Origin of the sequence: Paenibacillus sp. BC26 (genome assembly GCF_900116125.1) — a bacterium.
GTDB lineage: Bacteria > Bacillota > Bacilli > Paenibacillales > Paenibacillaceae > Paenibacillus_Z > Paenibacillus_Z lignilyticus.
Genome location: NZ_FPAD01000002.1, coordinates 659,033 through 685,805 on the forward strand (window position 1 = coordinate 659,033; position 26,773 = coordinate 685,805).

8 protein-coding genes are annotated in these 26,773 nt (G+C 50.3%); 1 reads left to right on the forward strand and 7 read right to left on the reverse strand.

What is annotated here, in order from left to right; all coding sequences use genetic code 11:
- Window positions 1–219 precede the first annotated feature (219 nt).
- The 6 genes from BM412_RS19200 to BM412_RS19225 all read right to left on the reverse strand — a co-directional run bounded on the left by BM412_RS19200 (window position 220) and on the right by BM412_RS19225 (window position 21,449).
- Complete coding sequence (locus BM412_RS19200) at window positions 220–2,697, reverse strand: glycoside hydrolase family 2 TIM barrel-domain containing protein (protein WP_091221900.1); 2,478 nt, start codon at window positions 2,695–2,697, stop codon at window positions 220–222.
- Window positions 2,698–2,739: 42 nt separating this feature from the next.
- Window positions 2,740–3,870, reverse strand: a complete 1,131-nt coding sequence (locus BM412_RS19205; RefSeq protein WP_177245927.1) for a right-handed parallel beta-helix repeat-containing protein — start codon at window positions 3,868–3,870, stop codon at window positions 2,740–2,742.
- Window positions 3,871–3,938: 68 nt separating this feature from the next.
- Window positions 3,939–5,129, reverse strand: a complete 1,191-nt coding sequence (locus BM412_RS19210; protein WP_091221905.1) for a glycoside hydrolase family 88 protein — start codon at window positions 5,127–5,129, stop codon at window positions 3,939–3,941.
- Between the two features lie 308 nt (window positions 5,130–5,437).
- The gene (locus BM412_RS19215; protein ID WP_091221908.1) at window positions 5,438–11,401 is read right to left on the reverse strand and encodes an InlB B-repeat-containing protein; all 5,964 of its coding nucleotides are present in this window, start codon (window positions 11,399–11,401) and stop codon (window positions 5,438–5,440) included.
- Between the two features lie 312 nt (window positions 11,402–11,713).
- Window positions 11,714–12,496: a squalene/phytoene synthase family protein gene (locus BM412_RS19220; protein ID WP_177245983.1), complete on the reverse strand. Its 783-nt coding sequence runs from the start codon at window positions 12,494–12,496 to the stop codon at window positions 11,714–11,716.
- 412 nt (window positions 12,497–12,908) lie between these two features.
- Window positions 12,909–21,449 (reverse strand): S8 family serine peptidase, encoded by an 8,541-nt coding sequence (locus BM412_RS19225; RefSeq protein ID WP_091221911.1) that lies wholly within the window; start codon window positions 21,447–21,449, stop codon window positions 12,909–12,911.
- Window positions 21,450–21,824: 375 nt separating this feature from the next.
- Here BM412_RS19225 and BM412_RS19230 point away from each other — a divergent pair, with 375 nt between their 5' ends.
- Entirely contained in the window at window positions 21,825–23,003 is a 1,179-nt protein-coding gene (locus BM412_RS19230; protein ID WP_091221913.1) for a helix-turn-helix domain-containing protein, read from the forward strand.
- 125 nt (window positions 23,004–23,128) lie between these two features.
- On the opposite strand, the gene BM412_RS19235 is transcribed toward BM412_RS19230, so the two are convergent.
- Window positions 23,129–26,743, reverse strand: coding sequence for a carbohydrate-binding protein (locus tag BM412_RS19235; protein ID WP_091221915.1), 3,615 nt, complete (start codon window positions 26,741–26,743; stop codon window positions 23,129–23,131).
- Window positions 26,744–26,773: the final 30 nt, after the last annotated feature.

The window sequence follows — 26,773 nt, forward strand, 5'->3', positions numbered from 1 at the left end:
GCATCCTTCTATATTGAATGGTGGCTCAGGCCATGGATATAGGCTATAAATGACTTCTCTTGCATTTTCATATCCGATTCCCGGCTCAGGCTTTGATGCCGCGCTGTCGATTACATGACGGGAAAGCTAAGCGTAGTTTGGGGAATCGCCGACTATTGAAGAAAGGCACCCTAGCAGGTGCCTTTCTCATAGGTATGCGGTTCGCGGAATGCACGCAGCCTAGTCTGGCTTGACGCAAGGCAACGTCCAGCTCGCGGCTGCCAGCCCCGGAGCCGATGCCTCAATGCCAATCGTCCCCGGATCCCGTCCCGCCCGTACGACGGCTGCGGCGATTCCGCGGTAGGCACGGCAGCTCGCGGAACGGTAGCTCTCGCTGCTCGTCGCGTCCGCCGAGTAAACGCCGAGCAGGCTGCCGCTGCCTTGTACCGTGACGGAAATCGGATGTGCGGCGTCAGGCACAAGGTGGCCATCCTTGTCGACGACAAGGATGCGCAGCTCCGCGAAGTCCCTTCCATCGGCGGACAACCGTTCGGCGTCGCAGCTCAGTTCCAGCCGTGCCGCGCCTCCTGCGGTGACCAGTTGGTCCTCGCAAACGCGCCGCCCTTCGCTCAGGCCGACTGCAACGAGCGTTCCGGGAACATAATCGACGTCCAGCTCCATCGCGCGGTAACCTTCCGAATCCTTCGCCAATACCCCGAGCGAGCGTCCGTTCAGGAACAGTTCCGCCTCGTCGCAGTTGGTGAAAACATATACCGTCTTGCATTCGCCTTCGTTCCAGTTCCAATGAAACTGCGCATTCATGTAGGCTAACGCTTCACCGGCAGCGGGAACGGGTTGCTTGACGGCAAGCCGAACGAACGGCTCTTCGCTCCAGATGCTTCGGCGGTAGTGGTACTCTCCTCGCGCCGTGCCGACCGAATCGATGAGCCCGAACGCCCAGCCGCGTCGACCTCCTGCGAGTGCGGAGATATCGAACGTATTGCCCAAAGCGGAGTCTTCGCCGAGCACGTCGGCGCCTTCTCCCAAATAATCGATGCCGACCCACAGGAACTGTCCGATGACGTAGCGATGCTGCATAATGCGCTTCCAGTGCTCCGGCTCGAATTCCGTCTCTGAACCGAGCAGCGCAAGGTCCGGACGCTCCGCGTGAAGGCGTTCGTAGTACGCGTCGCCTTCCCGGCTGGCGACATAGTTATAGCCCGGCACATCCACCAAATCCATGATGCCTTCTCGCAAGCTCAGCAAGTGATTGCCTTCCGCGCAAACGGTAACGGGCCGGGTGTCGTCCTCCTCCTTGCAGATCTCGACCAATCTGCGCAAGATGGGGATTCCCTCGTCGAAGTAGAGATCCGGAATCTCGTTGCCCACGCTCCACATAATGACGCTCGGATGGTTACGGTCTCGCTTAATCATCGCCCTAAGGTCGGTCTCGTACCATTGGTCGAAGTAGAGCGAATACCCGTAGGTGTTCTTGCCGTACGGCGAGTCCGAGTAGCCGCGGTCCCAGCCTAACCGCCATTCGTCGAACGCTTCGTCCATGACCATCATGCCGAGGAAATCGCACGCATGGTAAAATTCCGTCGGAAAAGGGTGATGCGACGTGCGGACTGCGTTGCACCCGGCTTCCTTCAGCATGGCCAGCCTGCTCGCCCAAGTACGCGTCTGAACCGCACCGCCGAAAATCGCCGCGTCCTGGTGCAAGCAGACGCCTTTGATTATCGTTTCGATTCCGTTCAGTTCGAAGCCCTCGGCGGTAAACGATAACGTGCGAATGCCAAGCGGGGTCAGGACGTCGTCCGCCGGCTCGCCCTCGACGAACAGCACGGAGCGGAGCCGGTACAGGTTCGGCTGGTCCGGACTCCAAAGATCGGGTTTCAACACGCGCAGCCGCTGCTCGAACCGATGTTTGCCGAACTGCGGCACGATCGTCTCCGCCTCGGATACCGCCACTTCGCGGTCTTCCGGATCAAGAATCGTCGTTCTCAGCCGGCAGCTTTTGCTGATTTCGTTATTGTCCGCCATTCCCTTCCCTTGCCAGACAAAAGCATTCCACTTCGTCTCCGGATAACGCCCAACGGAGATGTTCGTTGCGACTGAGATTGAGGCGCCTTCCGGGTCGATGGACTCCGTTCTTGCGACAACGCCCCATATGTCAATGTGCAAGGGGGCGATGACAATTAACTGCACGCGGCGGAACAGCCCGTTTCCTTGATAAGATCTGCCGAACGGCTGCAGAGAAGCATCCACTTTGACCGCAAGGATATTCTCCTCCCCGGCGGGGAGAAGATGAGGCGTAAGATCATGCCAGAATGGCGTATATGCATAGGGATGCGTCCCGAGGCAGCGACCGTTCACCCACACCTCGGCGTTCATCGCGGCTCCGTCGAGCATCAGGTAACATTTCTCCGCATCGGCATGCCGATGCGAAGACGCGAACGGCAATCGGTACCACAAGACGCCCGAGCGAACGTACCCGTTCGCCGGATAAGCGGCGTCGAAATCCGATTCCGCCGAATCGTCGTGCGGAAGCTGCACGATCCGCCAAGCCGCGTCGTCATAGCCGGCCGCTTGCGCGCCCGGAGCGTCTCCCGCATGGAAGCGCCAATTTTCCTCCAAGGATGCAATGCTGCGGTAATCGGTGCCTTCAAGCATCCGCTCCACATACGAGATGGTAGATTCTATTCTTCTATTTGTCATGTTCCAAAGACTCCTTCGCGCGGTCTCTCAAGCCTACTCTCGCTATGCCGGGAAGCGATCTGCGCCTTCCGCCAGCCAGACGTCCCCCGTCTGCCGGCCCGCTCCCGTATCGCGGATAAGATTATCCTTCAATTCGTTGTCGATAGACCCGGCATTCACGAAGAATCCGAATCCGTCGTTGTCCTCGATCACGTTGCGGAGCCACTTGTTGCGATTCGCCCCGTTGGACGCATTCTCCGGGCGAAAATAGACGCCGCTATTCCCGTTGCCGCGAATGACGTTGTCGGCGAACCGGTTGTCGGAATCCTTATGTCCGATAGAGATCCCCGACACGGCGTTATGTTCCAGCACGTTGCGCTCAAATTCGCCGAACTGGACGCGCCAGCAGATGAACAGCCCCGCTGTACCGTTGCCGATGCAAGTATTATCCTTGACGCGCGAGGAATGCGAGCCGGCGCCGGGATGCAGCCCCGATCCTGTGCAGCCGCGTACGTCGCAGTGCAGCACCGAGATATTTTCGGTAATCTGCCAACTTATGCCATCGCCATTGAAGTCGCGCACGAAGACGCGCTCGATCATGCAGTCGCGTGCCTTCTTCAGATAAATCCCGCCCGCTCGGCAGCCTCCGATCGGCTCGTTGGCCGCCTTGTTGCCGTCGATTGCAAGGTCGCGCACGCGAACCTGCTCGACGTCCACCGCTTCGATAATCGGGCAGGCGTTCGTTGCCATGCCGCCGTCGTCGGCTCGGTAATCGCGCTCAAGATGCCGGTCGAAGCGCAGCACATTGCCATCCACCGCTGTAATGGTTGCCGTGCTTTCGTCCCAGCCCCATTTTTGCGACTCGTCGAATATTTGTAGCCCCATCCCTACGCGGAAGCCGCTGGCATCCGCCACCTCCACGCGCAGCTCCCCGTAGTCGGCGTCGACGATGAACGGGCTCTTGAAGCCGTCCGTCTTACGCAGCACCGTCTCTGGTCCGGCGCCGGCCAGCGTGACCCGATCCGTCAGGCGAATCGGTCCGTATATGTCATAAACGCCTTTATCCAACCGCACGATGCCTCCGCCGCGGCTGGTCGCTTCATCTACCGCCATCTGAATCGCCATCGACGTAAAACCCGGATAGTCGCTTTGCGAACCTCCCGCAGTCACTTCGATCGCGCGATTGCGCAGCATCGGATCTCGCAGCCCCATCTCTCTCATCCTCTCGGTTTCCTCGTTATATAATATTCCGATATCGTCGTCTACCAGAATAGCTCCTTGCGTCCCCGCAGCTTCGCGAGCGCTTCTACAAAGAAATAATCGCCATAGATCAGTGATTCATCGACAAACACACCGCGCGAGTAGTAACCGGTTGCATGCCTCAGCAGGCCTTCATGCTTGTCGCCCCAGTCCGCATAGCGGTCGCACAGCGACCGGACGATCCGCTCGGCCGATGTCCGGCACCAAGCGGCATCTTCGACTCCTGCTCCTCCGCCCTCTTCCATAAGCTCTGCCAGCTCCAGCAAACCGGACGCCGCGATCGCCGCCGCGGACGAATCTCTCGGCATCGACTCCCGGCCGGCTTCCGGCAGGAAGAAGTCCCAGTACGGAACACCGTCTTCCGGCAGCCGTGAAACGAAGAACCGAGCTACCCGCAGCGCGGCTTCGCGATACCGGGCCTCGCCCGTGTACCGATAGCTGAGCGCGAAGCCGTACAGCGCCCAGGAAGCTCCGCGCGCCCAAGCGGAATCCGCCGCGTAGCCTTGCCCGGCCAGCGACTCGATCGGCGCCCCGGTATCCGGATTGTAGCGGATAATATGGCAGACCGAATCGTCCGGACGAAGAAAATCGCGCAGGACGGAATCGGCATGCCGGATCGCGAGGTGCTTATACCGCGGATCCTTGATCTCGCGTCCGGCCCAATACAGCAGCGGCAAATTCATCAGGCAGTCAATGATCGCCCAGCCGGTATGATCCTCCTCGTCCCAGTTCGGCCAGGCGCGAATGAACTCGCCTTGCGGATTGTACCGTCCGGCAAGGAGATTGGCTGCGATGAGCGCATGCCGCTTCGCATCGGAATCTCCCCCGCGCCCTGACGCCTCAGCCAGACGATGCTGGGCAACGCTGCTCAAGCTGAACATGAAGCCGACGTCGTGATGCAGCAGGTCGTAAGTCTGCAGCGTCTCCGCGAGCTGACGCTCGCACGCTTCGGCCACGCGCCGTAGCTCCTCATCGCCGTTCTCGCGGTACGCAAGCCACAGCAGCCCCGGCCAGAAGCCGGCGACCCAGTCGTGCGTCAGCCCCTTAACGTATCGTCCGTTTGTCGTTCCGTTCGGAAAGGCCGCTCCGATCGTCCTGGCGCTCCGGCCTATTTTTGCTTCTGCCCGGCTCCAAGCCTCATCCGCCCAGCTCAAATCCCGTTCCAAACCGTGGTGCAACTTATGCTCCGTCATGCTTCCAGCCTTCCTTCCCTGACTGCGAAAGATTGTCCTAATTCTCCGGCTTTGCCGTATGTATTTATTATAAAATCACGGCGCTGCCGAACCTTATAGTAATATTTAAAGAATCGCTGTCTTTTCATAACCTTTTAACGGGTACCAATGGTGCGAGGGCGAAAGTGGGCTTTGAAACATAACGCGGGCTTGCGTGTTCGCGGGAGAAAACCTCCCGATGATCGCAAGCCCGCGTTTTTTTTCAACTGAATCCTTACCTTTACGGCCTAGCCTAACTTGAAGATCCCATGTAACTGTTTGCTCGGGCTCTAGTCATGGTAGAGGACGATGTTGTCAAAGTACCCTTTGCCGCCGGCGGCAGTCGCGCCGACCTTTAACATCAGCTGCACACTTCCGGTAACACTCGCATCGCAAGGACCGGCAGCCACAGCGACGTTGTCCAGATAGAGCGTAAAGTTCCATTTCGTGCCGTTGTGGGTAAACGCCACTTTGAAATGATGCCACGAATCTTTGGTATAATACGCATTCCCCCAAGTGTTCCACGGACGCAGATTCAAATCACTGCCCTGCGCCGGGCCGTCACTGTCATAAAACCTCGAGCTCCACCCGAGATAGAGCGCGTTTCCGGTGGTTAAGCCGCTGCCCATAAAGTCATATTCCAGGGTGTAGCCGACGTTCGGCCCAAGCGTAAACGCGGGGAATTGATACATGCTATTGCCGTCAGTCTGAGTGATCTCAAGCACCTTGCCTCCCACTCCGCCCGGTGCGGCAACAATTGCGCTGCCGGTGCCGGCCCATCCGAGAACCTCGCCGGGAGCGCTGCGCGAGTCAAAATTCTCCTCAAGCAGGACAGTTACCGGCTTTTCGCCTTGATAGAGCTCGACGTTGTCAAAGTAGTTATTACCGCCGGCCCCGCCGACCTTCAACATCAGTTGTTGGTTGAGAGAAGCCGCGCCATTCACGTCGTTTTCGTCTACGAGCACGCCATCCAGGAAGAGTCTTACGGTCCACTTCGCCCCGTTGTGCTTAAACTCCGCTTTGAAATGGTGCCACTCGTCTTTCGTATACGGCTTAGTGACCCAGCTCTGCCACATGCGCAGATGCAGCTTGCTCGAATCGCTGCCGCCGTCGCTGTCATAAAATCTCTCGCTCCACCCGAGATAGAGCGCATTTCCGGTGCTCGTGCCGCTGCCCCTAAAGTCATATTCCAAGGTGTAGTCGATCCCGGGCTCAAACGCGATCGCGGGGAATTGATACAAGCTGTTGCCGTCGGTTTGAGTAATCTCAAGCGCCTTGCCGCCTGCTCCGCCCGGAGCGGCGACAATCGCGCTGCCGGTGCCGGCCCATCCGGGAACCTCGCCGGGAGCGCTGCGCAAATCGTAGTTTTCTTCATACAGGACGGCATATGGAACCTCAAGCTCCTCAAACGCAGCCGTTACGACGGCATTCGCGCCCGGCATGAGGAATACGTGGCTGCCGCCGGTTATCGACTGCTCCACGTTGTTGATCTTGAGCCAGGACAGCGTATAGCCGTCGTCCGGGGCAATGGTCAAGGTGAACGTTTCGCCTTCGGTAGCGGTTGCCTTGTCCGCGGTGACCGAACCTCCGGCGATCTGACCGGGTACCGTGATGCCGTGCGGCGTCTTCACGACCTCTTGCTGACCCCGATAGAAGAAGAAGTTGTCATAGTACGCTTTGCCGCCTTCATCGCTAAGGTAGCCGTTCTTCAGCTTCACCGTCTGGCTCCCGATAGCGGTAGCGTTAGCAACGGGGCCGTTAGCCATAAGGACGTTGTCGATGTAGAGCGTAAACGACCATTTCACGCCGTCGTGCCTGAACTGCAATTTGAAATGGTGCCACGCGTTTTGGGTATACGTCTTCGCGCTCCAGGTGCTGGCCGAACGCACATTCATCAAACCGTCCACCGGGGCGTCGCCGTCGAAAAGCCTTTGGCTGTCGTTAAAATAAAAACTGGTTCCGTCGATTCCGCTGTCTCCCCTAAAGTCATATTCAAGGGTATAGTCGACGCCTGACTCAAAGGAGATTCCGGGCAATTGATACAGGTTATTGCCGGCGCCCTGCGTAATTGCAACAGCCTTGTCGCCTTCGTCACCCTGTGGACGGGCGACAATCGCTGCTCTGTCGCCGGCCCATGCTCCTCCGCCGACACTGTCTCCGGCGTCGAAATTCTCATCATACAAGACGGCGTATCCGTCGTCGGCCATGATCCCGACGAACGAAACCGTCACGGCGACATCCTCGTCCGGCATGGCGAACAGGTACTTGTTAGCGCCGAGACTGGTCAGTCCGGCAGCACTGCCGTTGACCTTGAGCGAGCCAAGCTGCATTTTGTATTCGGGTTCCGGAGCAACAGTGAGGGTAACCAGCTCGCCCTCTATCGCCTGAGCTTTATCAGATGTGACGTTTCCGTTCTCCATCTGGCCGATCGTAACGTTGTGCGCCGCAGGCTCCGGATTATCGCCCGTGGTCACCATGACGAACACCGGCTTTTCAGTGACTCTTACGGTCACCTTACCGCCCGATAGCTGAGACTTTATGGATGTGGAGGAACCGGTATCGCTATTGCGCACCAGCTCGACCAGCTTTACGTCCTCGATATCATCCAGAGGTAGTGCGGAAAGATCAAGCTCGTAATCGACATAGTTGCCGTCAATATCGCCCTTGGAGGTTCCCAGCCAGAGCGCATAGCCCTTGCCGTTATTCTTGTCTTGCTCGTCAATCCCGGCGTTCTCGTCATCGAAGCCGAACTGAAGCACGTTCAACGCGTTTTCGGGCGTGGTATTGTTATTGGTGAAGGCGTTGCCCGATGAATCCCACGGTTCTACTTTTTTGGTATAAGTGGGGGTCTCCACTTCCTTCTCGAAGCGCATATCGCCCAGCCAGTTGCGCATGGCCGTTACATAGTACCATGCGGGTTTCTTGGCGTTCGGACCTTCGCCCAGCACGTTTTGAGTATCCAGATACCCGCTGGTATTGAATTTACCGGCGGTACCCGTTCCTGAACCGCGCAGCATGAACTGCTGAGCACGATCCACGCCCCAGGACGCGAGGAGGAGGAATTCCCTGACCATCCAGCGGCCTTGTATCTCAAAACCGCCGACTACGTCTTGCATGGTTACCGGATCGTTCTTACCTGCGAAGCTCGGATAAAGAGCCGGATTCAATTCGAGCTCGGCGTTGACGCCGGGATAATAAGACTGATTCGCTTTGGCGGTGGTCGCCGTGCCTTGGGCGCTGTCCCAGCCCAGCTCGGAAAGCCACACCTCGGCGTTAGGATAATACAATGCGCGAAGATTCATGACCCACTTCATGCCGTATTCAAGAGGAACGTCCTGGTTCCACGTCTGTTTGGTCCACTGATCTTCTTCGGGCGCCACGCCGCCGATCGCTCTGCCGTTCGCGACGTCTTTGGAGTCGGGTGTGTAGTGGTGCACGTTCAGTACGTCTACCGGGAACTGCTCGAACCTGTACAGGAAGTTTTCCGGTTCCTCGGGATTTTCCTCTCCCAACAGGGCTTCCTCTCTGGTGTAGGGCTTGTTCTTCTCGGTATCGTGTTTCCTGAAGTACGAACCCCCCTCGAATACATAGTTGATATCAAGGTAATCGTCCGCGGTTCTGTAGGTCAGGAACCACTCTGTCATCTCTTCCAAGAACTTGAGGTCGAGGCCGCCCACGCCTGCTATGGACAGCTTGGCGTTGGGGTCCGCGTTCTTGATGCCCACGCCGGAGTAAGGCTTGCCGGTAGCTTCTTCTGTGTAGATGTAATTCCCGCTCCGGGACTTAACATCGATGTCCGTATCGTGTATCCACGACTTCATGGCGTTCATGTGGCCGTCGTAGTCCGCGCTCGTCATCGCCGCGAACTCATAGCCGCTCACGCCTTTAAGGTTCAATTCATTGCCGTTTTCATAAGTCTCGATCAGGTTCAACCCGATTTCCTTGGAGGTGCCGGGGGCGACGTGCACCAGATCCGGATCGATGGTGCCGCCCTCTTGCGTGCTCTTGGCGCTGCCGTATCTTGCCACGTGCTGCCATAAGCTCATGGCGTGGCCCAGATAGGAATCGGGATTCTCTCTGTCCCCATCGCCCTGGTAATTAGGCATGTTGTACGCGGGATCCGTTCTTTCGGCGTCTCCGACATGCAGGTTCTGCAGGCACAGATATACCAATGCGCCGGCGGCCTTCATATTTCTGTAGAAAGCGTCAAAACCGCCCCAGGTGTTGACGAACGCCACCAGCGGCCTTTCCGGATCGTCGATCATACGCGGATCGTTGTCGCCGGCGCCCGAGTCGTTTCCGACCATATATTCCGTCCAAGCCCAAGTGTGGTATTCCCTCGTCGTTCCGCTGACCGGGACGACGTTGCCACCAAGGTCGGGGTCATTAAAGAAGCTGTTGGTGCCGACAAACGTACCGAAATCAAGGTTGAATTCGGGTACCGTCTGAGGTTCTTTATCCCAGTCTATAGGGACGATATCCCTTTTGCCGGTATCCGCGATCAGCGGTTCTAGCGGCAAGCCGAGAATAACAAACTCGGAAAGGTTGACGTCGCGGTCGACCGTAATCGTATCGTCCGCGAAATTAACATATTTGTACGTACCGCCGCTCAGCTTTTCGATTTTGAGTTTCGAAGCGTTCTTAATCTCATTGTAGTTGTAGCCGCCGCCGAAGCTGGCCGGGCTGGCGAGGTCCATTCGCACCCAGCTGTCGTCATTGTTCATCGCGTAGGTGAACAGCTCCACATAATGGTCACCCACATAGGCGGACACCTTGACGGAACCGCCGGCGACCTGCCACTCGCTGGTTTGGTCCGCTATGGCGTCTGATGTGGGACCGTACTCCGCGCCGTCAAAGAACCAAATTTCCTGAAGCGTATGCTTCTGATTGAGTGCGATCTCCAGCTTGTTGCTGCCGCCCTCGCCCGTTCTCCATACGCTGTCGTTGGTCGCAAGCGCTTTCTCTTCGTCGCTGAGTACGGGCCGGTAGCCGGACGGACTCGCTGCGCTGATCTGCTCAAACGTCGTGAAGTCCTTGTAGTTCTCGTATCCGTCGAACAGCAGGTAAGGCGATCCGTCGCCCTCAGCTTTGCCGTCGTTGCCCAGCCAAGACCTCTGCACCGCCGCCACCGTGCTGCGGGTGATAGGCTTGCCGACCATGACGAAGCTCGAAAGGTTTACGTCGGTATCGAAGTTTCTGTATACGTCTGCTCCTTCCCACCAGTGGTATTTATCCTCGCTCACCTTCTCGATTTTGATTTTCGAGACCTTCTTGATTTCATCGTACGTGAGGCTGGTATGGTTGGCGAAATCGCTGAGATCGCTGAGATCCACCTGTACCCAGCTGTCATTGTTGTTCATCTCATAGGAGAACAGCAGCTCGTACCTCTGCGCGTCTTCCAGATAGCCGTACACATTGATAGACCCGCCGATGACCTCCCACTTGCTGCCTACGCCTTCAGGATCGTTCGGGACGTCGGGAACAGGATTAGCCGGATCCGTAAAGTTCCAATAAGCCGAGGGGCGGTACGCTCCGCCGTCAAAGAACCAGATCTCCTCAAGATCATGCCGCTGTTTAAGCTCGATCTCGAGGACTCTGTTCGTGTCCCATGCTCCTCCGGCTCCCGATCTCCAGACCTTGTCGGTATTGCCGTTCGGGATCAGCTTGTCCTCTTGGCTAAGTATGGGCCAATAGCCGGACGGACTCGCTGCGCTGATCTGCTCGAACGTCGTGAAGTCCTTATAGTTCTCGTATCCGCGGAATAGCAGATACGGGTTGCCGGGGGTCGTATCCTGACCTTTTTCGCCCAGCCAGGATCTTTCCACGCCGACGACCTCCGTGTCGCCAATGGTGATCCATCCGTCGTCGGTGACAGCGTTCGCCACCTTAACGGTCAGAGGGCCGGACTGGGAAATCAGGCCGCCTTTTTTGTCCTGCGCTTTGCTTATAAGCGTGTATTCACCCGGCTCGTTATATGCGGTATTAAATGTAAAGGTTTGAGAATTGCCTTTTTTGATCTGTTTGATGTCCCAGGTGTTCGCTCCCGCGACAATGCTGATATTGTTGTAGGTTCCCTTGCTGCCGTTATTGGAGGCGGTGACCGTATAGGTTACCGTTTCGCCAGGTTCCACGGATGTTTTATCCGCAGTCACGGACACGTCGATCCCCGCCGCTGTGCCCGCAAAAGCCGGAATCGGGATGCTCGTCAACATCATGACCACAATAATCATTACTGCCAATAGCCTTCGTTTCATCATTGTTCCCCCTTATTGAAATGGTGGTCCCAAGTGTGTCGGACAAAGTGCTCTTGTTCCAAGTTCCAAGTGGATGAACTGTAGATCCGGGCCGGAAACCTGCGAATATCCCTCCTTCCTCGCTCTCGATGACGAGCCCGATGCGTATAAGGTAACACACTCTATTGATGGTATATATTGTATTTCATTGCCTTTCGTTTACTTTTAATAGCTTTACGGAAATTAGAGACATAAACATCCGCGGCCTGATTTTATATAAAAAAAAAGAAGCCGGCGTATACCGACTTCTCATGCGATCGCTAATTCGTTTAATTAACCAGTCACACGGCTCACGATTTTTAATACTGTATCTCTTGTTAATTTGCTTCCGCCGGTAGCAATAAGGTTTACTGTAGCATGAGCTAATGCTAAAGGTATTTTACAAAATTTCGACGCCGGACCGTCTTTCAAGTCTGCCACGTAAGAATCGGCTTGTTGTAAATTGCGGCGCGTATATTGTTGCATCTCCTTAAATCCCCAGCCATCGGGAAAGAAATCAACCCCACGTTTAATATCCTCATTTCTATTTCGGAGAATATTGACGGCCTGCAGTCCTCGCCCGAAAGCAACCGCCTTCGTTAAATCGGATTGAGTGCCGTCATGCCATAACCAAAGTTCTGAAAGCATTTCTCCAACCATACCGGCCACGCTGTAAGTGTAACGATCCAAATCTTCTTCCGTATGAATAGTCCATCCGTTCTGAACCCATTCGGACATTTGTAAAGCCATCTTTGCGATGTACCGATTTACGATGGGTGCTCCTGAGGAAGGACAAAGAGCCACCCACTCATCGAGTTGCATCGTAACTGCTGGCAATGCTGCCCGATACGGCGATAATAATTTTCGTATGGCTTCAGTAATATGTGCGGTTTGGAATGCATCGTGTACTCCAATTAATAGGTCCACTTTCAATTTGTCGGAGATTTCTTCGTGATCCTCTATTTCATCTATTGCCCGCATACACAGATAAGCAGATGTCACGGCCTCCTTCAACCCAAAATCCATCTGGCTTATGGGAATGTAAAAAGTGCGACTCGTTTTTTTCAACATGGTCATTGCATCATTCAAGACATCGTTATTAATGATAATTCCCTCCAAGCATTGCATTAAAGTTACTGATATCATAATAACACAATCCTATTATAAAGGTTGCGGAGAACGTAGGCGGTACGGTAGGAAGAACTAGGCAGCTGTAGTATTGTAGTGTGCAGTAGTAGGTGTTGTGTCAGAATTACTGAGAGAATGAAAGTCAAAAACATTTCTTTATCAAGGGCGACTACTGAATTATTGAGACTGGTCAGATCATTTTCCAGCTAGAGAGGGCATATCGTCACAATTATTAAGAATATCATCTTTTCACTAGTTGATTAATTATGCATCGCTTCATGATACAACAAAATGCCCCCGGATTGACGGGGGCATTCGCGTGATCTGCTTATAATAACTTTGCATGTACCGTTTAATGCTTTTACAATTCCATACCTAGATCAAGAATCACGTTCAGAGCACGAAGGATCATCGTGACCGACTCAGCGCGGGATGCCGTAGCATTCGGTTCGAATTTACCGTCTCCCTTACCGCCGATAATTCCTGCATTGGCCAATTGATTGATAGGCTCTTCAGCCCAGCTTCCCTGCGTGTCTCGGAACTTCGAAGCGTCTGTTACAGAGCTGAGGTTCATCACCTTCGAAAGAATAGCTACGATTTCCGCACGGGAAATCTCGTTGTTCGGCTTAAAGGTGCCGTCACTGTAACCGTTAATGATGCCGTTCGTTTTCAGTGCAGCTATTGCGCCTGCCGCCCAGTTTCCTTCCGCATCGGCGAAGTTATCCAAACCTTTGGCAGTGATGCCCAAAGCCTTCACGAGCATGGTTGCGAACTCTGCGCGCGTAACGGATGCATTAGGATGGAACGAACCATCCGAATAACCGGTTACGAAACCGATCTGCGTAGCCAATGCAACGGCTTTCGCGCTCCAGCTTGTTGCAGCCTCGTCTGTGAATGTGATCGCAGGAGCGGTTGCAAGTTTGGATTTGATTGCTTCTACGAGTTTCACTGCATCGACAATGTCAGACTTCAATACTGGCTTTTCCGGTGTTGGAACCGGTGTTTCAGTTGGATCCGTTGGTTCAGTTGGATCCGTTGGTTTAGTCGGTTCAGCTGGTGGTGTTGGTGTTGATAGCTTAGACCATTTCGCATACAACATGGTATCCGCTGTTACTGTATCCGTTGCAAAGAGCCATGGAAGCGTACCTTCGACATCCCTATACCATCCTCCGAAAGCATAACCATCTCTTGCCGGAGTTGTTGGTTCTGTAATGACAGTGTTATATTCCACGGGAATACTGGCTACTGCACTTCCGCCTTGGCTGTCAAAGGTAACCGTGTAGCCATTAATTATCCATTTTGCATATAACGTTGTATCTGCTGTTATTGCATTCGTTGCAAACTCCCATGGAATTGTACCTGCAGCATCCTGATACCAACCTCCGAACGTATAACCCTCTCGTACTGGAGCTGTCGGTTCTGTGGTTACAGTGCCGTAATCTACTGCCACAGTATCTACTAAACCACCGTCTTGTGTATCGAATGTTACGTTAAATTTATGAAGCGTCCATGCTCCTAAATAAAGCGTTTTATCCGAATAGATGGAGTTTGTGAAATCCCATGGATTTGTAAGTGCTTCATCTGCGTACCAGACGAAATCATAACCGTAAACATCCGGTTGCGCGATTCTGCGGGTTACGATTTGATCTTGGACGGCAAACGGAGCATCGACCGGAAGTACGAAATGTACCGCATAGCCGTTAATTACACTTTGGATCAGCGAAACATCGGCATAACCTTCCGCGCTGATCATGATATTGAAATCTGCCGCTTTCGTGAAGAGACTCTTATCTAACGTAATCGTACCTGCAGCAGCATCTACACTATAAGTCGTGCTTTCTATAGGAGTACCGGCAATAGTAATGCTTGTAATTGCACGCGCCCAGTCAGCGTCGCTGAAATCAAGCGTAATGTCGTTACCGACAGCGTTATTCCAATCATCCGTTGTAACAAGGGACGCGGCTAAAGCATATTTGGCATATAGAGTCATTGGCTTCGTAACAATGCTTGCAAAATCAAATGGCACTGTTAAGTCTGCATCCGTATACCAACCAACGAACTTATAGTCGACCTTGAGCGGATCCGCCGGTCTTATTACGTTTCTCGTTACGATTTGAGATGCTATGGCATCACCGCCATCGGTTTCAAAATTCACCGCATAGCCGATGACTTGATCCACAACGATTGCATCTGCGTAACCTTCCGATGAAATCGCCACATTCACCTTTTGTCCAGCTGTAAACAGGGACTTGTTAAGCGTGATTGCTTGATCGGAGATCGTGTAGTCTGTATCGCGAACCAATTTTTTAGAACCGATACGAACTTCACTAATATTGTTTTTCCATACTCCGTCATCCGTGAAACTCAAGCTAATATCGCTGCCGACCGTGTTTCCAAGGACTTGCTTCTGGACAGTCGGAGGCGTTTTAATCCAATTCAGATACAAAGCTGCATGATCATTCAATGGTACATTAGCATTGAACATATTTCCTTTTGTGCCTGCTGCATCAAGATACAGCAATGGGCTTACGGAAAGAATGCCATTGGTTACATGTAATAATGGGCCGGATGTAACCGCCCCCGAATTGGAGTCAATTACTGTTGTCATATTCGGCAAGCCGGCTTTTCCGTTTACAAGCGAATCCCTGAAGTAGATGTCAGTCGGATTCTTCAACGTTCCGCCGTTCAAGTCGATATGACGTCTGTAACCAACCTTTACATCGTTGATCGACAGCGTCGTCGTACCGTCAATGGCTGTAACCTTCAATTGATAGCCGTTATTCGGGCTTGCTTTAACAAGACTCGGCGCTTCGCTGAATGCAAACATTTGACCTAGACTCGTTTGTCCCGCTTGTGCCGCCGCTGCTGCTGTAGCTGTCGTAAAGGAAAGCTTGCCTACATTACCATTCGCTACAAATTCATACGTGCTTGGATCTAACGTATACGTTGTAAGCGTCGAATCCGTTGTGCCATCACTCTTGATCTTGTAGAAGGAAGCTTCAATTTTCTGAATGCTCGCCTTGCTCGCTAACCAAGGAATATTGGCAGCATAATCCGTAATGCTAATATCCAGATTCCCTTCGCCAAGTACCCAACCTCTCCCGCTGACACCGCCATCCGTTCCGTCGAACTTCAGACCGTCCGGTTTCGCCGTATCCACAGGAGCATAGTTTTGTGTAAAGCCCATTTGCCATTTGGCATAAACGGTTACATCTGAACTTAACCTGGCAGCTGGATCCCAATAACTCGTACCTGCCGGATCGTTAAACCAGCCTATAAAGTTATATCCGGCTCTTGTTGCAGAAGGATTTTTAAGCGTCGAGTTCGCTACAAGGTCAACTCCGTTTCTGCTTTTTCCCGGCGTATGTCCAACCGCAATGGAATTAACCGGAGCACCGCCTTGACTGTCAAAATTAACGGCGTATCCAACAGGTTGCATAGCACTATAAATGGGATCAGAGCCTGCAGTAGTTAGCGGGTAAATCGTTCCCGAGTTGGCGCCTGTTGAATTGAACTCAAACTTATACAGCTGCGGCAAATAATTGGCTCCGCCCGGATTAATAGCCGAAGCTGCAACGACAGGTGTTGCATCGGTTTTAAATAGATCTGCCTTAAAAGTAATTTGCCCTGGCTGGCTGATGTCGTAATATTTATTGCCACTGCCATCCAACAAATTCGTGATATCTATTCCGGTCGTGAAGTTTTGTGTTTTCACCACGACTTTATTGATACCGCCACGCCAATCAGCACCACTTGCATCTTCTGTAAAGGTAAGGGTTAAGTCCTTGCCGAGATGGGCTTTGGCCGGATCGGTTACGATTGGAATGATAGGCGTCGGAATCGCTGCAGCCCCGATCGTAAAGCTAGCCGTTACATCTGTATACCCTGCTGCTTGAATCTTGACAGCATAATTACCGGCTGCCGGGATAATTGAACCCGGTAATGTAATCTTAGAAGGTACGAAAATTACACCTTTCATGGGATCGAAGTAATAATAGCCCGCTGTGATTGTTACTTTATCGGTTATATCTGAAGCGCCTAGCAGGATCTTCATAATCGCGCTTCTCCAAACAACGTCATCCATAAATACAGCGTTATTTGGTATTAATGAAATGGTCGCACCATTTTGCAAGTCACTAAGCTTTGGCAGTGTCGTTACAGACGTTGTTTGCGACGGACCTGCAAAATTAAGCTTAGCCAGTACTTCTTTCATACCATCACCTGCATTGAAGGAAATGGATCCTCCATACGGCGTTGTAATGGTAGTTGATTGTTCCACCGTAAGCTGTGGCGTCGGAGCCGTTATGATACCGTTATCGATTGCGTTCTGATTCACTTGACCAAAGTTTTTGAAGATGTAGTAGAAGTCATAATAGTCGATTCCATAACCGGAAGCGCCCGGTTTCTTCCAATACACATCGGCATTTCTATGGTCATTCAGGAATACTGTTCTGGATGCCAGATTGCCTGGTGTCGGGTTGTTAAGTGAGTTCAGGCTCTTGTAATTCAAATAAACCTCGGTTTCTGCAAGGAGATCCTTCATGTCAATCACATCATCGCCATTGACATCGCCGGCTAATAAAGAAGGCGTTTGGATAGAAGGGATATCCTTGTACTCCCCCGACATATAACCATACTTAGTTGAACCAATTACAGGGGTTTTAAGATAGCCCTTAAAATGTCCAGGCATTGAAATCTCAACGGAATATGGTTTATCGCTTACATCCATTGTAACGGCATAGGTACCGGTAATATTGCCTGAATATTCAATCGCGTTGTTCGTGGATGTAGGATTATCGGTAACAAACTGTTTGCCGGTTTGATCAGTAACCGTAACCTTTGCACCTGAATCCTTCGTAATATTTGTGAACGATCCGCTAAGCGTATTCTGTCTGAACGATTCAGCAAACAAACCGCCTGTGATCATGGATTGAGATTGTCGCAAATAAGGTATATTAGCTGCGAATGCCGGAACCTTGGTAGCTGCACCGGACATCGTCAATTCTGTAAATGCGACATCATATGACCATGGTCCGGAAATCGGATCAGGGCTTGTATACGTTACATCTGCTTCGATAATGTTCATATCCCCATCAAGAGCGCCAGCCGCACTAATTCCAGATAGCGTTACATCAGTGGACTTCCCTGCAAGCCGCGAATCTGAGTAAGGCTGACCAACAGTCAGAACAGTCGTAGGGTCAATTCCTTTGCTGAGCAAATAGTCTCTATATTCATCTGTAAGTTTGATGTTTGTAAATGTATAAAGATTACTATTAAACGTAAATTTACCGCCCGTCATGTTGACGGCATGCTTCAAAGCGACGGTGGATTTGAACGGTTTATAGGCATCAACCACAGTCTTATCTTGATTCTGGGTACCCATATCCGCATTTCCAGAAGATGTATAGGTGATATATGGCGAGCCTTTTTTAATGAAATAATACTGCTGCAAAGTAGAATCCGTATCTGCTGCACCGGCATAGTCGCTTGGATAAACCCAGAAATTAGTGCCTTGTGCTGTGAGGTCCTCTGGACTAACACCAAAATGGAAACGACCTTTCGAATCCGTCTTGAAGATTACAGTCGGCCAATAACTATCTTGGTAACCCCATACCGCATTCAAGCCTTGATCTACTGGCACGGGTGTTCGATTATCCTCTGGACTTCTTACCAAGGTTTCACCGTTATTCTTCATGATGTCGATGTTATTATCATAAACGGTTCCATAAAATCCTTGAATCTCTTGCCCAGGCTGATAGCCTGTCGGATCGATTTCATAAATCCCCGGCTTGGAATCACTGTCCATCTTAATCGTAGGTGCTGTCAAATCCACGTACAGCGTATCTTCTGCTGTGTAACGTTTGCCAGCTGTGTCCGTAGCAATCATCTCAACGGAATAAGAACCTTCCGTAATAGTCGCCGGTATGGTTGCTATTCCGGACTGATCTAGCGATGATCCGTCATAGGACTTGGTAAATGGAAGATATCTGCCTCCCTGAAGCATAGGTATAGGACCATAAATGACACCTGGACCTACCCCGCCAATACTCGCACTATTTTGAACGATACCTAGATATTTACCGCTCTTATCTTTCAATACCAGGTACATGTTTTCCATTGCACTATTAACAGAGAAGGAATAATACGAACCGCCGGATCCGGCTGTATCCGGGTTCCAGTTCCCGGTAATGGAGAAGGGAAGCGTAAAAGCCTTTATGTCTACACTCATACTGAGGCCTTTTTCAGCTACAGTAACCGTAAAGGGAACGCGGTAAGACTCCGATGAGTCAGCGGCGTTAACAAGATGAATATACCCTTCATAAGTACCATCAATCGCGTTTGAAGGAACTGTAATTTGGGCTGTTGTTTTCACTTTACCGCCTGCGCCAACCGTAATGGATGTCACAGATTTGCCTCCAGCAGCGAAATCAATCTTGACATCGTTGCCGGTCCCCGCACCTACCGGATGAGAAAGAGCAAATTTGGTGGTAATAAATTCAGTGCTCAATTTAAAGGTTTTACTTCCTGTACCCTTATTCGTTACGTCAAAATCTTTGGACGAAACCACGTCATCCGAGCCGTCCGTTGCACCCTCTCCTCTGCCTTTAAAGCCGAAGAAAAGGCTGCCCGTCAGATTATCCACTTGATGAATAGTCGTATAATCCGTGGGGGTATCATAGGTAGAAGCTTTTTCCAGCACTTGAATATTCACGTTAGCCTGAATAGCGCGAGCAGGATCGACAACGCCGGCACCTACTTGATATACGCTATACGTCTTCGAAGCCGTGTTCATATCCTTGGCTGTATTCATTAGAGCTGTCTTAACGTCGGCAGGACTGTAATCAGGGTGAGCAGCCAGAACCAACGCCGCAATCCCCGCTACATGAGGTGTAGCCATGGAAGTACCGGACATTTGCATATACTGATTCGTATAATCAGGCGTACCGGTGTCTTGTGGCTCGTAAACGTCGTATGGAGCTGTGGACAGAATGTCAACGCCCGGAGCGACGATATCCGGCTTAATCGTCCAATCCTTCACGGGTCCCGTGGAGCTAAAGCTTGCCAATTCGTCCCCATTCTTTACGAGCGGCGCATCCAATGCAGCCGGGAAAGTAATGGTGGCATGGTCGGGATCAGCCGCAATCGCCTTCGCGAGTGCTTCCCCCTGGACTCGCGTCAAGGAAACGGAATACGCATAATCCATACTCAGGCCTAAGTAATTCGGAATATAACCTTCTGTATCGGCATCATCAATATGATCCCAGATCATCATAGCTGCTGCGCCTGCACGATGCGCATTCGCGATTTTGGTCTGCATAAACTCGCCGCCGCGCTTAACAAGGGCGATTTTACCGGTCATTTCTTTTCCGCTATAGTCATCCATCGTACCTGGACCGACATCAACGATCGGAAGTGTCTGTCCTTTATATTGATCGTCGCTTTGAAGGAAGCTTCTTCCAAATAAACGAGCTTGATAAGACTTCGTGCCGTTCTTGAGGGTCATAACCGGAATATTTTCCGGATACGTACTGGCACCGACGGTTATTGCAAGCGCTGAAGTTCCCGGCGAGCCAACAGTAGCTTGACCAGGACCCGCATTACCTGCTGCAATTGCACAAACAACACCTTCGATTGTGGCGTTGGTAATGGCAATGCTTGTCGGATACATAGGATCGTTCACCGTATTTCCAAGTGAAAGATTGATAACATCCATATGATCTTTAACAGCTTGATCAATACCGTTCAATACACCATCCGAGGAACCGCTACCACCCGGACCTAATACACGGTAACCATAAAGATCAACCTTCGGTGCAACACCGTTAGCCGAATAGACAGCATTATTCGTTGTCGTATTCGCAGCTATTGTCCCCGATACATGCGTGCCATGTTCCGTTATGTAGTCCTTATAGTTCGCTGTAGGACTTACAAGCGGATTCGGTTGCTCCTTTGCAGCTAACCAATCCCGATAGGTGGTTTCCATAGGGTCTAGGTCATCCACGAACGTTACATTACCGGAAACATCGACTGTATTATTGACAAAGTCATGTCCGCCTTTATAAACGGGCTTTAAATCAGGATGATTGTAATCGATCCCGGTATCCAAGACACCCACTTTAATTCTTTCACCCTTGCGAGGGCCTGATTTAATAATACCTGTATGGCCTGCGGCTTGAAGCTTATCAATGCCCATCCAAGTCAACGCCGCAGTGGGCTTGCCAACGCCGACAGAACCGCCTGTATCTGCAGTGGATGCCGAGCTTTGTTCAGGTACATCGAATTGTACAACAGACCAAACGGAAGCAACTTCCGTATTTTCGGCAAGTTTGTTTACTTCACTTGCAGGCAAAGATAGAGATACGCCGTTAAATGCCTCGGAATATTCTCTGGTGATTCTCATACTCGTGTTGACAGATTTACCGCCAACGATGGATTTCGTGGGCTGTGTGTTTACAAAGCTTTTAAATTTCGCGTGCGAATCTTTCACTTTTTGTTGCGCTTCGGCGTAATCATTCGAAAATGCCGTGCCGTTTACCTTAGCACCGCCGCTGGCCATAGATTGCTTGATGATTTGGATCTTAGCCGGATCCACTTTGAATTGAACGATAACGTTAATCGGCTTGGAGCTGCGCAAATCCTTTGGATCCACATGGATTTTCTGTGCAATGTCCGATCCGGTCAATGTATTTATGCTCGCTTTTTGTTCGGGAGTTAGACTGGCGAGAATGCGATTTACTTCATCTGCATTAAATGTGCCAGTGCTTTGTTGCTGCTGCGGCGGCTCATTTGCATCTGCAGCATGTACGCGTGATAGACTTTGAGGCAGAACGCCGTTAAATAGCATTGCACCTAACGCAATTACGGACAGCACTTGTTTTGCTTGTTTTGATTTCATTTTCATGATGATCCTCCGTTTAACTATTAATTGCTTGTTTCGTGTCTCACAGTTTCCTGAATTTTCAGGTCCTTATAGCTATGGCGTTTCATTGACATAACAAAAACAATAAGATACATTCGCATATGTGAAATTCTAAGATGCGGATTACTCGCAAATCTCTCTTATTGTCCAAAGTTTCCTATTAAACTTTCGGTATGCCTTGAAAACACTCCATAAAAAGGCCCGCAGTTCCCCCTTCTCTAAGCTAAATAGAGTATACAATGTCGACCAAATCCGACTGGATACATATATAATGTTTTGGATACGAATTTAGCTGGAATATTTTATTATAGTAAAAGATAATGCGTTATCGCGTACATTAAAGGTGGTGTGCCCGTTTTGTCTCAACAAAACCTCCGGCAGAACGATTCCTTTATAGAAAAGTCAACAAGCTTAGCCATTTCGATCGGTACGAGCGCTTATGCTTTAGATGATCAGTTGCAAATTACGTTTGCCTATCAAAGCTCTGATATTTCCCAAGCGCCTGATAAAAACCAGAATCTCTCTATGCTGATCGATTCCCTGCGTTTGAATCGCCAGCAAATCGAAAAAACGTCGAATGGCATTAGCAGGTTTCCTCTAACCTTGAATCGAAGCTTTTTAGTTCTGAATTTTGAAGACAACACTCCGAATCCCTTCTTAGTGTTGGGGCCGATTGAGACAAAGAGCGCAGAGAGAGACAATCATATTGTCAATTTGATTTATTGGTTTTATCACCCGCAGGCAGAAACGGTTCCGTTTCCTTTGCCGTTTGGCATGCAATGGAATGAGGTCTCCAGACTAGCCAATCTATCGCTCGTCAATATCTATTATGAGAACGAATCGCTTTATCTCCCTGCCGAAGTATTCGCTTTAATCAAATCTAAAATGGTCGTCGGTGATAACAATGCGATCGAAGATATTTTCAATACCAAAATTTATGTAAATTACTTTATCCGTATCGTTCAGGCCAAAGCTGATCAATTACGTTCCCTTAAAAATCATTTCATATTAGCCTGCTCAGCCCTGTCGCAAGTTGCCATCGACAACGGCGTTGAATATACGTACGCCAGAACGATTTCCGAAGAATATAGCCGAATTGCAGAAACCTTTTCGTCCAGTAATGGATTTATTACGCTGCTTAAAGAAGTAACGATTAAATTCACCTCCGCCATTACCCAATTCTCCAGTCAGGTCCACTCGAATCTTGTCAAAGACATTATTCAATATTTGCGCTCTCATATGTTTGATAAGATTACGCTGGAAGATGTGGCTAAGAAATTCGATAAGAATCCATCCTATATTTCAAGTAGGCTGAAGAAGGAGACCGGCTTAGGGTTTAACGAAAACCTGAATTATCTCCGAGTTATGGAAAGCAAGCATCTACTGTTGCAAACGCGTAAATCCATCAGTGATATTGCTATAGCCGTCGGCTTCAATTATCAGAATCATTTTGCCAAAGTGTTCAAGAAGTTCGTCGGCGTATCGCCAATGGATTTCCGTAATAACCAATTAAAGGAGTCGAATCCCGCCCGATAGCGCGTCACCAAATGAAAAATATTCATTACCTTATCAGACAACAAAAGACCCCCATCGATATGGGGGTCTTCACATTAGCCTCTGTTTCACACGTCTTCATTCATGGTTTCAGTAAAAATCTGCTCTTAACTTATCTCAATATAATCCAAGTTGCAGCAAGCCTTCGTGCCATTTGCCGTTTTATCGGCACTGTCGATTTGCAGCTTGACACTACCACTGATCGGTAGACTAACAGTCAGTGTGCTGTAAGTGGACCAGCTCCCGGTTGAAGGAAATATTAACGTTTGTACCTTCGAACCATTGACGTACAAGCTTGCCTGGTTGGCGGTTGTGTTACCGTTCGAGAAACGGATGGAAAGTGTATTGCCTGAAACGACTGAAGCAAAGCTTACATAATCTCCCGTATTGTCAAAATAGCCAACATTTTTACCATTAGAAGCAGCCGCAAGATTTTCAATCGTTACACCACTCAGCGTCGCATTTTCTGCTTCATATCTGGTAGGCGTTCCGTTCGTGAAAGTGAACGTATCCAGATTACCATAACCACTACCGCTGCCTTTAGCCACGACATACAAATCATGAATACCGCTGGCACCAGAAACACCTATCGATTGGTTTGTATACGTCGTCCAGCTTCCAGTACTACTCAAAGTCATTGTTCCGATAACAGTTCCTGATAGACTGTCCAGACGCAATTCCAGCTGCTGACCCGCATTGGAGAGAGGAACGGCAATGCTCGCTTTAAACTGAGTCATACCTGAACCGAAGTCGACATTTTTGTAAGCTAGCCAGTCGCCGCCGTCAATCCAGCCGACGTAAGTACCAGTGCCACCGCTTGCCGTCTGCACTCCTTGTGAAGATGTGGAGCTTTCGAATTCAATCAATGATGCAGCTGGAACGACATTGTACACATTAAACTCACTCATCGCCCAATAATTCGTTGTACTGCTGCCGGTTTGCACGATTTTAATATATCTGGCTGATTGTGGGCTGAAGTTAACCTCCATCGTGCCGGATGAACCGGTTCCGCTGGCAATGGAGCTGCCCCAATTTGTACCGTCGTTTGACACATAAATCGAATAGGCAACCGGATAGTCGTTATTGAACAGATTCATTTTGATCTTATTGAAAGTTTGACTAGCCCCCATATCGACTTGGTACCACATTCCGTTTGTTTGCAAAGCCCCAGTTGACCAATAGGAGCCAACACTACCATCGAGTGCAAGGCCCGCCGGCGTATTCGAGAAGCTGTGCGATGCAGAAGCCGTCCAGCCGTTCCGATCCAATTGGCCTGATGCCAATGGTGCAGCGGTCACCAGAGATACATCGTCTATAAAAGCTGCATTTGCTGTTCCCGAATCCTTGTACAGTTTAATCGTTGCAATAGTATTATTAGGACCAGTTGTAAATGTGACAACTGGATGCGACATCGGCCACGTAGTACTTGTTACCGTCTGAGGTGTCACAGAAGCTCCGCCAAAGTTTTCAACCGTAAGGCTCACCGAGCTGCCTGCTACCGCCTGATCCATACGCATATAGGCAGCTGCTTGGTATCTTGTATTCGGCTGGAGCCCTGTAATCGTCTGCTCAACAAGATCACCTGTATTCAATTTAATCGAGTAGAACCCTGTTTCAACATTATGGCTCCAGCTAGGGCTTGAATGGAATACTTCGGCAGTGTTGCTGCCGCCTTTGGTCCAACCATTTAATGCATCGTAGTTTAAGGAACCGCCCCATAACGCGGACTCGAATCCGGAGTTATAAACTAAGTTTTTCATCGGCCAGCTGGAAGGCGTAAAGGTCGGTTCGGTCGGCGGATTCGTTAGATTGCTGCCTGCTGTCCAATCGCTGCCGCTATACTCGAATGCGCCTGCATCGGGAGCAGTTCCAACAAACCCGTCCGTAATACCCGGCAAAACGAATCCGTAATCCTTGGCTGGCGACGAAGATGTAAGATGGAAGTCGGCTGCTGCTGCATTAACAAATCCGGGGCTGCCATTGGATTCAATATTATTGTTTTTTGTTGCGTCATTCGACACAACGAAGGTTTGAGCTGAAGTGATATTGTTCACACCCTGCGACATATAAGCATGATGCGGGACGCTTCCTCCCCAGGACTGAATGTACATTTTCCCGGAGTTATATCCCGTATTATTCAATACGGAAACGAAATCGTTTGGATCATTGGATAAAATTGCGCCATTAGGGACGTTATAAATCACATTCTTAAACAGTGCCGCGTTGGAAGTCCCGTTATCTAGGTATAAGCCATACGTGGTTCCCGTGGAGTTATTGATAATATTATGATGAAATTCCGTGTTGCCTAGATCATTATTATAAGGATGAATGAAACCTCCGTCACTGTTGGAAACTTTGTTGTCGTCATAGAAGTGATTATATTGGAAAATGCTTCCGTATCCAGTATAAGCCACGGCTCCTGCTGCACAAGCATAAATGGAATTATGGCTGATCAAGTGGCCTTTCCCACTAACCACCATTCCTGAATTATTCAAGCTCGCATAAATATCGTTATTAAAGATCTTGCTCCCCTCTCCGCCCACTGCCACCAGCATCGAATCCGAGGTATTAATTGAACTGTTTTTCAAGGTGTTGAATTTGCCATAATGGTTTTTAACCGCACCTAACATAACAGCCGTATTAAAATTCTCACTGGCATCATAGAAAGGATAGTCTAGTGGAGGATTAGTATCGAACTTTATCCGATTAATATTTCCATACTTTGAAGTGATCCGGTCAATCGTGATGTGTTGCGCATCAAGTGCATTGACAGCGCAAGCAGTGAAGTTAATTCCCTGGATGGTAATATATTGATTCGTTCCAAGATCAAACCCGTTTTTTCTGGCTTTAAGTTCAACGGTATGATTTGCAGGAGAATCTCCGTTCGGTGCCCATAGATATAGCGTGTCCGTTGCTTTGTCGAGACTCCATTCTTTGGCGATATCAAGACCTACCCTTGCACCGGCCAGATAAAATTTACTTCCCGTATTCGCACCCCATGATGCTAGAGGGCGATATCCCGGCAGCATCCACGAATACTCATACCCCGTAGCTGGTAATCCCATTGGGTCATAACTTATTTTATGCGTTGCTGCATCGTAACCTGTAATTTTCCAACCCAGTACATCCCAACCATCGTACGTATCCCCTTTAATTACGCCGCCTGTCCAATCATTCGATGAACCGGGAATCGTATTCGAAGTGATATAGCCGTATCCGATCGTACCGTAGGACGCCCAGGATCCGGCATTTGGCCATCTAGCCAGATCCATTTCGTTTCCATCGACGAATACTTGCAAATCATAAACGCCTAACGGCGATGTAACGCCTGTCTTTTTATAGACATTTCCACTATCCAGCACCCATCCGCTTGTCCCTATCACATCCGCACCGCTAATCGTAACCGATTCATTATTATAGTTCATATAGGTAATCGGATTTCCAGGAGTACCCGAATTGGCAGGCGTCACTGACTCCCTATAAGTTCCGCCTCTTATTAAGACGGTATCGCCCGCTTGTGCAACACTAGCTGCTTTTTGAATGGTCTGGTACGGTGTCTGCAGTGTTGATCCGTTATTGGTGTCCAAACCATTAGCAGCATCCACATAATAAGTTGTTGGCGTAGCATAAGCACTTGAAATATGTTGAATAGAAAAATAGGAGGATAATATTACTAGACATATCAATACAGAGCATACCTTCTTGGCAATATACGTTTTCATTATGATCTCGCAACCCCATTCCACATCGTT

What these genes read in the sequence shown, in the direction of transcription:
- BM412_RS19200 (WP_091221900.1), bottom strand. Translation starts at nt 2,697, where the DNA reads ATGACAAATAGAAGAATAGAATCTACCATCTCGTATGTGGAGCGGATG.
- BM412_RS19205 (WP_177245927.1), bottom strand. Translation starts at nt 3,870, where the DNA reads ATGCTGCGCAATCGCGCGATCGAAGTGACTGCGGGAGGTTCGCAAAGC.
- BM412_RS19210 (WP_091221905.1), bottom strand. Translation starts at nt 5,129, where the DNA reads ATGACGGAGCATAAGTTGCACCACGGTTTGGAACGGGATTTGAGCTGG.
- BM412_RS19215 (WP_091221908.1), bottom strand. Translation starts at nt 11,401, where the DNA reads ATGAAACGAAGGCTATTGGCAGTAATGATTATTGTGGTCATGATGTTG.
- BM412_RS19220 (WP_177245983.1), bottom strand. Translation starts at nt 12,496, where the DNA reads ATGACCATGTTGAAAAAAACGAGTCGCACTTTTTACATTCCCATAAGC.
- BM412_RS19225 (WP_091221911.1), bottom strand. Translation starts at nt 21,449, where the DNA reads ATGAAAATGAAATCAAAACAAGCAAAACAAGTGCTGTCCGTAATTGCG.
- BM412_RS19235 (WP_091221915.1), bottom strand. Translation starts at nt 26,743, where the DNA reads ATGAAAACGTATATTGCCAAGAAGGTATGCTCTGTATTGATATGTCTA.